General features: G+C 67.4%; 1 protein-coding gene and 1 pseudogene. One reads left to right on the top strand and one right to left on the bottom strand.

Annotated features, from left to right (window positions below; translation table 11 throughout):
- Nucleotides 1–239: 239 nt before the first annotated feature.
- Nucleotides 240–1,139, bottom strand: coding sequence for a serine hydrolase domain-containing protein (locus tag F6S12_RS31630; RefSeq protein WP_275656558.1), 900 nt, complete (start codon nt 1,137–1,139; stop codon nt 240–242).
- Nucleotides 1,140–1,275: 136 nt separating this feature from the next.
- On the opposite strand from F6S12_RS31630, the pseudogene F6S12_RS31625 reads away from it, so the two are divergent.
- A pseudogene (locus F6S12_RS31625) lies at nt 1,276–1,575 on the top strand (hypothetical protein); the annotation flags it as partial.

Below are 1,575 nucleotides of genomic sequence, written 5' to 3'. Positions count from 1 at the left end.
GCCGCGCAACTGCAGGTTCCAGCCGACGGCGCCCATGCGGAACTCGCCCTGCTCGGTGAATTCGGCGGTCCAGCCGTTGGCAAGGCTAATGCGGTGTGTGGTCATTGTCGTCCTGGTGATGGCTGTCCCTGAAGGCTGGGGATTGTACGTCAGCCGCTGTGCGAAGCGGCAGGGCCCGTGGCGCCCGGTCAGTCATGCCAGCATGCGAGCTGTCCTGTGACTGTGGCCGTGCCCTGTGGCTAGTTCGCCAGTGCGTGGCGCAGATGCGCCAGGGCCCGGGTTTCGACCTGGCCCTGGTCGCTCCCCGGACTGAAGACCGCGCAGCAGGCGCTGGTGCCGGCGACGTTGGCGCGATAGACCGCCAGCGTGCTGCCGGGGCCGCTGCCGGTGTGGCCGTAGAGCGTCAGGCCAGACTCGACAGTGCCCACCATCAGGCCCATGGCATAGCCGGGAGCGACCCAGGGCCGGCCGGCCATCGGCCCGCCCAGAACCTGGGCCTGCTGCATGCCTGCCAGCAGTGCCGGGGGCAATAGCGCGCCGCTCAACAGCCGATCCAGCAGCAGCACCGCCTCCGCCAGGGGCCCCACCAGCAGGCCGTGGTAGACCCAGCCGGGGTGGTAGTCGCCCAACTGGCCCAGGTCCACATCCCGCAGGTCTTCGCGGGTCACAGCGAGGCGCGTGCGAGACAAGCCCAGGGGCGCCAGTACACGTTGTTGCAGGGCAAGGTGCAGGGGCAGGTCCGTCGCCTGCTGGATCAGCTGCGCCACGAACAGGTAGCCCACATTGGAGTAGCGCCACTGGCTGCCGGGGGCGTAGCGCAGGCGGCTGGCGTCCAGGCGCTGCAGCATCTGTGCACCGGGCCATGCATCCTCGTTGCGCAAAACCGCGTCGTGGTAGTCGCTCAGCTCGCTGTAGTCCGCCAGCCCGGCCTGATGCCGCAGCAACTGGCGCAGGGTGAAGGGGCCCTGGGGCAGCGGCTCATCCAGCCCCAGCAGGCCGTCGCGCACCAGGGTCAGGGCCGCTGCGCTAAGCACGGTCTTGGTGAAGCTCCACCAGGGCACCAGTGGCTGGGGTTGCTGGGGGGCCAGTGGTTGGCCGTTGTGGATCAGGGCATGAAGCACGGAGGGGATGTCCTTGATGGGCTGTGTTGCCGCGCGCTGTTGGGTCAATCAGGCCGTGAGCGGCCCTGCAGGGTACGGCATAATGCGCGGCCGTTTTGGCTAAACCTAGGAATTGATCAGGAGGATCAGGCTGGCTATGTACAGACTTGGGCACATGATAGACAACCAGTGGGTCGAGCACAGTTATCCGCCGGTATTCGTGGTGGCCCCCATTGGCGAGGGGCAGCGCGTGGTGGCGGGCGTTCCAGGCTCGGACCCGCAGGTCCTGCTCAGCCTGCTGGGCTGCCTGGCCGAACCGCTGGTGCTGCTGTTCGTGCTGCACACGCCCCGGGACGAATCGCAAGCCGGACGCTACTGGAGCCCGCAGCTGTCGCGTGAGGACGTTCAGGATTTCATCTACGACTTCAAGCCACTGCTCTGTGGCGACAGCCGTTTCGACCTGTGGGTCCACTCG

This window comes from Pseudomonas sp. JV245A (genome assembly GCF_032424515.1).
GTDB lineage: Bacteria > Pseudomonadota > Gammaproteobacteria > Pseudomonadales > Pseudomonadaceae > Aquipseudomonas > Aquipseudomonas protegens.
The sequence above is the reverse complement of the archived record's forward strand: the minus strand, read 5'-3'. Positions and strand labels throughout refer to the sequence as shown.